Source organism: Phenylobacterium sp. (genome assembly GCF_036402295.1).
Taxonomy (GTDB): Bacteria; Pseudomonadota; Alphaproteobacteria; order Caulobacterales; family Caulobacteraceae; genus Phenylobacterium.
Genome location: NZ_DASWTE010000456.1, coordinates 1 through 7,135, shown reverse-complemented (window position 1 = coordinate 7,135; position 7,135 = coordinate 1). Strand labels below are relative to the sequence as shown.

7 protein-coding genes are annotated in these 7,135 nt (G+C 70.1%); 5 read left to right on the top strand and 2 right to left on the bottom strand.

The annotated features are described in order from the left end of the window. A partial coding sequence (locus tag VGD44_RS25650; protein ID WP_331091494.1) for a LexA family transcriptional regulator occupies positions 1-253 on the top strand: 253 nt, incomplete at its 5' end. A 173-nt stretch (positions 254-426) separates the two neighbouring features. Further along, positions 427-1,557: a hypothetical protein gene (locus VGD44_RS25645; protein ID WP_331091492.1), complete on the top strand. Its 1,131-nt coding sequence runs from the start codon at positions 427-429 to the stop codon at positions 1,555-1,557. A 45-nt stretch (positions 1,558-1,602) separates the two neighbouring features. Here the strand turns inward: VGD44_RS25645 and VGD44_RS25640 are convergent, their stop codons facing one another. Both VGD44_RS25640 and VGD44_RS25635 read right to left on the bottom strand, forming a co-directional pair. After that, entirely contained in the window at positions 1,603-1,881 is a 279-nt protein-coding gene (locus VGD44_RS25640) for an ASCH domain-containing protein (protein WP_331091490.1), read from the bottom strand. Then, complete coding sequence (locus VGD44_RS25635; RefSeq protein WP_331091488.1) at positions 1,881-3,989, bottom strand: ComEC/Rec2 family competence protein; 2,109 nt, start codon at positions 3,987-3,989, stop codon at positions 1,881-1,883. The genes VGD44_RS25640 and VGD44_RS25635 overlap by 1 nt, the downstream gene beginning before the upstream one ends. 91 nt (positions 3,990-4,080) lie before the next feature. On the opposite strand from VGD44_RS25635, the gene gltX reads away from it, so the two are divergent. The 3 genes from gltX to VGD44_RS25620 all read left to right on the top strand — a co-directional run. Continuing rightward, positions 4,081-5,490: a glutamate--tRNA ligase gene (gltX, locus tag VGD44_RS25630; RefSeq protein ID WP_331091486.1), complete on the top strand. Its 1,410-nt coding sequence runs from the start codon at positions 4,081-4,083 to the stop codon at positions 5,488-5,490. 52 nt (positions 5,491-5,542) lie between these two features. Further along, positions 5,543-6,820: a citrate synthase gene (gltA, locus tag VGD44_RS25625; RefSeq protein ID WP_331091484.1), complete on the top strand. Its 1,278-nt coding sequence runs from the start codon at positions 5,543-5,545 to the stop codon at positions 6,818-6,820. A 92-nt stretch (positions 6,821-6,912) separates the two neighbouring features. Beyond that, positions 6,913-7,135: hypothetical protein (locus tag VGD44_RS25620; protein ID WP_331091482.1), on the top strand; the 223-nt coding region annotated here is incomplete at its 3' end.

The following is a 7,135-nucleotide window of genomic DNA, read 5'->3' as shown; positions in this document are numbered from 1 at the left end:
GGGCGACTCGATGATCAACGCGGGCATCCTCGACGGCGACTTCGTGGTCATCCGCCGCACCGACAGCGCCGTCTCGGGCGACATCGTCGTGGCCCTGGTCGACGGGGAAGAAGCGACCCTGAAGCGGTTGCGGAAGAAGGGCGCGTCGATCGCGCTGGAAGCCGCCAACCCGGCCTACGAGACCCGCATCTTCGGCCCCGACCGCGTGTCGGTGCAGGGCAAGCTAGTCGGCCTCATCCGCCGGTACCACTGAGGCGTCACGCCCCGGACGACCGTCGCCTGGTCGTCGACCTGGCGGACACTGGACCCAATGGACCTGGCACGGCCAGCATGGCCCTGTCCGGGCAGCAAGGCGCCCGTCGGATAACGCGCTATACTCCGCGAGGGGCGTCGCGCCGCGACGCGGACGGTTCAGGGACGAACGCTATGGCGACGGCCGACCGGCACGCCGATCCCGGGGTGGAGGAGCATCACGGCCTGTTCCACGACGCGCTCGCCGACTGGACGAACGACGACGTGCTGCAGACCAAGGCTGCGCGCGCGGCGCTGAGGGCCAGGCACCCGGCAGTCCTACGTGTGCTGGACTGGCCTGAACTGCGGGCCCGTTTCGCCAAGTACGATCCGCCGGCCACCCGGCATGGGCAACGCGACCGCCACCTCGGGCTACTGTCGCTTGGGCTCGCGGCCCTTGGCCTCGTGCTGGCGCTGCTGTCGCCGCTGGCCATTGGCGCCGAGCGGGTAGTGGAGATAGCAGCGGCCGTCCTGGTGGTTGCGGGCCTGGCGATCATGGGCGTCTACAAGTTCGGGGCGAGATCGAAGGCCAGTTCGCTGGGCCAGCGGTTCGGAGCCGAGCGGGTCAGGGCTCTCTACTTCCAGGCGATCACCAACAACCTCGACTTGGTGTCGCAGGCCATCACGAGCGATGCGGCTCTGGCCGAGTGGAAAATGGCGCGGGCGCGGTTGCTCTCCCACCTGCCCGAGCCCGAAGACCTGCCGGGCCAAGTTCCAAAGCTGGCCAGACCTGTCGACGACGACGCCGAGACCTGGGTGGCGCCGGAGTGGTCGCAGGCGCCGAAGCCACCGGAGCCGTCGGCTGACCTGGATCTCTTGCTGTCGCTGCTGCGCGCGCAGCGGCTGGACGGGCAGATCGACTACGTGGAGCGCAAGCTCAGCGCGTCGCTGGGGGCGCCGGGTCAGCGGGCGGCGGTGGTGCGGTGGCTGCGCAGGATGCTGCTGGCGGCCGCAATGGTCACCGGCTCGATCGCGGGGGTGCTGATCGTGATGGGCCGAGCGCCGGGAGACACCGACCTGAAGCTGGCCCTGGAAGTGACGACGGGCGCCGTCGTCGCCGTCATGGCCCTGGGGGTGATCAACGACGATCGACTGCTGGCGGGCGACGCCAAGCGCTACGCAGCCTATTTCGCAGCCCTCTGCAAGGTTCGGGCGCGGTTCGACAGAGGCGACCCGGCCGACAAGCTGGCCGCCCTGCGCGAAATGGAAGTCGTCTGCTATCGCGACCTGCGCGAGTTCGTGGGCAGCCACTGGCGGTCGAGATGACGCATCTTACGGGACTGCCCGGCCATCCGCCTTGACTCGCAACCGTCACCCCGGCCCGACGAACACGAAATCCACGATGAAGACCCGCTCGCCACGCCCGTGGCGGGCGGTCTGCATGAGCGCGTCCAGGCTGTCGAAGCCGCCCCCCAGCGCCATCGCCTCGGTGACGTCGTCCAGGTCCACCTCCTGCATCCGCGTCACCTCGATGAAGCCGTCCAGCAGCGGATAGCGCCCGCCGATCTTCACGTGCGGCCGCTGCCAGATGCGCACGCTGGTCGTGATCTCGCCCGACCGGACGCGTTCCCGCAGCGGCTTGGCGAACATCATCGCGGGTCGTAGCCCCAGGTCCATGGCCGCCGGCCCCGCCGGTCCTGGGCCCACACGATGCGCCAGCCGTCGCCCTGGCGGTAGAGCTCGGCCGACCCGCCAGCTGCGAAATCGACGCCGGTCAGCACCAGCGACGCGGCGCAGCTTTCCGGCCGGAACGCGTTGCGCAGGATCACCACGTCAGCCCCGGCGCACAGCGCGTCCAGTCGCCCCGCCTTCAGCGGCCGGCGCAGGTTCCAGGCCGCCGCCAGCCGCACCGGCGCGGCCTCGCCCGGCAGGCAGCTCCAACGGTCGCAGGCGAACCGCGCATCCCGCTCGGGCTCGCTGGGCAGGGGCGTCAGCCCGCGCCGCCGCGCCCACAGCTCGGCGCCGAACAGCTTCACGTCCGGCCGCAACAGGACGGCCTTGTCGCCCTCGCGCACCGCCACCGCCGCGCCGTCGGCGGCGAGCCACACGTCCGGCGCGGGCGGTCGCGGCGCCCACAGGATCGCCAGCGCCAGCGGCAGGCCCGCCCAGCGCAGCGGACCCTTCCACAGACAGACGAACAGGAGCCCGAGGAAGCTGGCCGGCAACACCCAGTCCGGGGCGCTTGGCACGACGATCTGCGCGCTGGGCGCGGTCGCCGCCATCTCGGCGACGCGGTTCATCAGCCCGATCGACCAGCCGGCCACTTCCAGGGGGGCCTTCCCCAGCCCGAACGGCGTCAGCGCCGCGCCCAGGGCCAGGCCCGGCATCATCAGGAACGACGAGATCGGGGCGACGGCCAGGTTCGCGAACAGGCCCCAGGTCGAGACGCGGTTGAAATGCTGGATGGCGAAGGGTCCCGTGGCCAGGCCGGCCACGAAGCTCACCGCCAGGCTCGCGAGCGTCCAGGTCACGGCCGCCTGAGGCCAGCGGATCCACCAGGGAACCTCGATCTCCTTCACAGGCCTGGGCCAGATCTCGGCCAGCGCCACCAGCGCGGCGGTCGCGGCGAACGACATCTGGAAGCCCGGCTCGGTCACCGCCTCGGGCTGCAACAGGAGGACGCCCATCGCGGCGAGCGCCAAGGCGTGCAGGCTGATCGCCTGCCGGTCCGCGAGAATCGCCGCGAACGCCACCGCCGCGGTGATCGCCGCGCGCTCGGCCGGCGGCGGCGCGCCCGACAGCACCAGGTAGCCGCCAACGGCCGCGAGCCCCACGATAGCGGCGGCCTTCTTCCCGTTGATCCTGAGCGCCAGCCACGGCCACGCCGCGACGCCCAGCCGCGCCGCGGCGAACGCGAAGCCGCCCACGATCGCCATGTGCAGCCCGCTGATCGAGATGATGTGCGCCAGGCCCGCCGCGCGCAGGTTCTCCACCTGCTCCTTCGGGATGAACGCCTCATGGCCCGTGGTCATCGCCGCGGCCAAGCCGCCGGTCTCGGGACCCAGCGCGGCGACGATCCTCTCGGTCAGGCTCCAGCGCAGCGCATTGACCCGCATCGCCAGCCGCAGCCGCCATGGCGCCGGCGCCTCCGCGGCCACGACCTCGGGCGGCCGCAGCGCGAGGCCCACAGCGCCCACGCTCTCGAAGTAGGCGTCGCGGGCGAAGTCGTACGAGCCCGGGCTGGCCGGCGGTGGCGGCGGATTGACGATGGCCAGCACCCGCACCGTCTCTCCCGGCCGCGGCAGCGGGGTCCCGGGCCGCAGCGTCACGCGCATGCGGATCGGCGTAGCCCTGGCGTCCCAGTCGCCGACACGCACCGGCGCCAGCAGCAGCCGCTGACCGCCCTCGCCCGGCTGGGCGATGTCGACCACCCACGCCTGGACCGGCTGCGGCCGCGCGCCCGCCTGGGCGATGGGCGCTTTTACCGCCTCGGCCCGCAGCTTCGCCACCGCGAAGCCGCCCGCGGCGCAGGCGCTCAGCACCAGGGCCATGGTCATGACCCGCCCAACGCTCCAGCGCGTGGCGACCAGCAGGCCCAGCACGACCGGCAGCAGGGCCCAGGCGACCCATGCCTGCGGCTCGCGCATCAGCCCAAAGTAGGCCGCACAGCCACAGCCCAGCGCCACCGGGGTCCAGAGCGTCCAGCGGTCGGTCTGGGCGTCGGCCTGCTCCGCCAGCCAGGCTCCGGCCCGCCGCAAGCTAGGACCCGGGCGAATCCGCGTGCTAAGAGGCGCCGCCGCGGTTCCGGCCGCGCGGCTCCCTTCCCCCTCGAGCTCACCCACGCCTTCGATGACTGACCGCCCCGTCCGTACCCGTATCGCCCCGTCGCCCACCGGCATGATGCACATTGGCACGGCGCGCACCGCCCTGTTCAACTACCTATACGCGCGTCACCGCGGCGGCACGTTCCTGTTGCGCGTGGAAGACACCGACCGCGAGCGCTCCACCCAGGCAGCGGTCGACGTGATCTTCGAGGGCCTGAAGTGGCTGGGCCTCGAGGCCGACGAGCCGCCGGTGTTCCAGTTCGCCCGCGCCGACCGCCACCGCGAGGCCGTGCAGGAGCTGCTGGACAAGGGCCAGGCCTATCGCGACTACATGACCTCCGAAGAGCTGGAGGCCGAGCGCGAGGCCGCCCGCGCCGAGGGCCGCGTCGTCCGCTCGCCCTGGCGCGACGCCGACCCGGCGACCTGGCCCGACCGGCCCTACGCCGTGCGCATCAAGAGCCCACTGGACGGCGAGACCATCGTGCGCGACGCGGTGAAGGGCGACGTGACGTTCCAGAACGCCAGCCTGGACGACCTCATCCTGCTCCGCTCGGACGGCAACCCGACCTACAACCTGGCCGTCGTCGTCGATGACCACGACATGGGCATCACCCACGTCATCCGCGGCGACGACCACCTTAACAACGCCGCGCGCCAGACGATCATCTACGGGGCGCTGAGCTGGGAGGTGCCGGTCTGGGCGCACCTGCCGCTGATCCACGGCCCCGACGGCGCGAAGCTGTCGAAGCGCCACGGCGCCCAGGCGGTCAACGAGTTCGACGACATGGGCTACCTGCCCGAGACCATGCGCAACTACCTGGCCAAGCTGGGCTGGGGCCATGGCGACGACGAGATCTTCTCGGACGAGCAGGCCATCGCCTGGTTCGACATCATCGACGTGGTGAGCGCGCCCGCCCGGCTGGACTGGGCCAAGCTCAACCACCTCAACAACCACTACATCCGCCAGGCCGACCCGGTCCGCCTCGCCGGCCTGGTGGCGAAGATCCTGAAGAGCCGCGACGTGAAGCTGAAGCAGGGCGACGACGCCCTGATCGCGCGCACCATCCCGTTCGTCCGCGACGGCGCCAAGACGACCCTGGAGTTGGCCGACGCCGTCGTCTTCGCTCTGAAGGTCCGCCCGCTGGAACTGCCCGAAAAGACCCGCGATCAGCTGGCCGAGGATGAGCTCCGGGGCCGAATCTCGCGCCTGCGTGACGCGCTCGCGAACGTGGCCGGCTGGAACGTCCCGGGGCTGGAGCAGGGCCTGCGGAGTTTCGCCGAATCCGAGGGGGTCGGCATGGGCAAGTTTGGCCCGCAGCTGCGGTCGATCCTTGCGGGCGGCTCGCCCGCCCCGGACCTCGCCGGAACCATGACCGCACTTGGTCGAGACGAGAGCCTGGGCCGCATCGACGACGCGCTTTCGCTCCCCGCGTAAAAGGTATAAGCGCCCAACAATCGTTTCATCTCGCAGCCGCGAAGGGGGTCTCATGGGCGACACGGCGAAGTTCGAATTCGGCGGTAAATCGGTCGAGCTCCCCTTGCTCAAAGGCACCGACGGCCCGCCCGTGATCGACATCCGCAAGCTGTACGGTGCGGCGGACGTCTTCACCTACGATCCGGGCTTCACGTCGACCGCGTCCTGCGAGAGCAAGATCACCTTCATCGACGGCGACAAGGGCGTGCTGCTGCACCGCGGCTACCCGATCGACGAGCTGGCCGAGCAGTCCAGCTTCCTGGAGGTCTGCTACCTCCTGCTGCACGGCGAACTGCCGGGCGCGGCCGAGTTCGCCGAGTTCGACAAGAACATCACCTACCACACGATGCTGCACGAGCAGTTCGATCGCTTTTTCCAGGGCTTCCGTCGGGATGCTCACCCGATGGCGATCATGGTCGGCGCCGTCGGCGCGCTGTCCGCCTTCTACCACGACAGCACCAACGTCGATGATCCCGAGCAGCGGATGATCTCCGCCCACCGGATGATCGCCAAGATGCCGACCATCGCGGCGCGGGCGTTCAAGTACTCGCGCGGCCAGCCGTTCGTGTACCCGCGCAACGATCTCTCCTACGCCGAGAACTTCCTGCGCATGTGCTTCTCGGTGCCCGCCGAGGACTGGAAGCCCAATCCGGTCCTGACGCGCGCCATGGACCGCATCTTCATCCTGCACGCCGACCACGAGCAGAACGCGTCGACCTCGACCGTGCGCCTGGCCGGCTCGTCGGGCGCCAATCCGTTCGCCTGCATCGCCGCCGGCATCGCCTCGCTCTGGGGTCCGAAGCATGGCGGGGCGAACGAGGAAGCCCTCAACATGCTGGCCGAGATCGGCACCGTCGATCGCATTCCTGAGTTCGTTCAGGGCGTTAAGGATCGTCGTTACCTGCTGATGGGCTTCGGCCACCGGGTCTACAAGAACTACGACCCGCGGGCGAAGGTCATGCAGAAGACCTGCCACGAGGTCCTGGCCGAGGTCGGCTCCAACGACCCGCTGCTGAAGGTGGCGATGGAGCTGGAAAAGGTCGCGCTGAACGACCCGTTCTTCGTGGAGCGCAAGCTCTACCCGAACGTCGACTTCTACTCGGGCATTACGCTGCGCGCCCTCGGCTTCCCGGCCGAGATGTTCACCGTGCTGTTCGCCCTCGCCCGCACGGTCGGCTGGATCGCCCAGTGGAAGGAAATGATCGAGGATCCGTCCCAGAAGATCGGCCGTCCGCGTCAGATCTACACGGGCGCCCCGCTGCGTAGCTACACCGCCGTCGACAAGCGCTAGCGAACGGCGTTCTCGCGAAGGTTGCGCTTTCGCGAGCAACCCCTAAGGATGGCCGGACCGGACTACCGGTTCGGCCATCCAGGGAGGCTGCCATGCCGGTCATGGCCATCTACGAGCGCACCGACGTCTCGTCGCAGCTGTACAATCAGTTCCGTGCCCGCGTACCGCTTGACGCCGCGCCTCAGGGGGCGCTGGTCCATGCCTATGGCCGCGAAGGTCCCGGCTTCGTCACGGTCGACGTCTGGGAAGACAGCGCCGCGCTGGAGCGCTTCATGGCCGAGCGCATCGAGCCGGCGTGCAAAGCCCTGGGCGTCG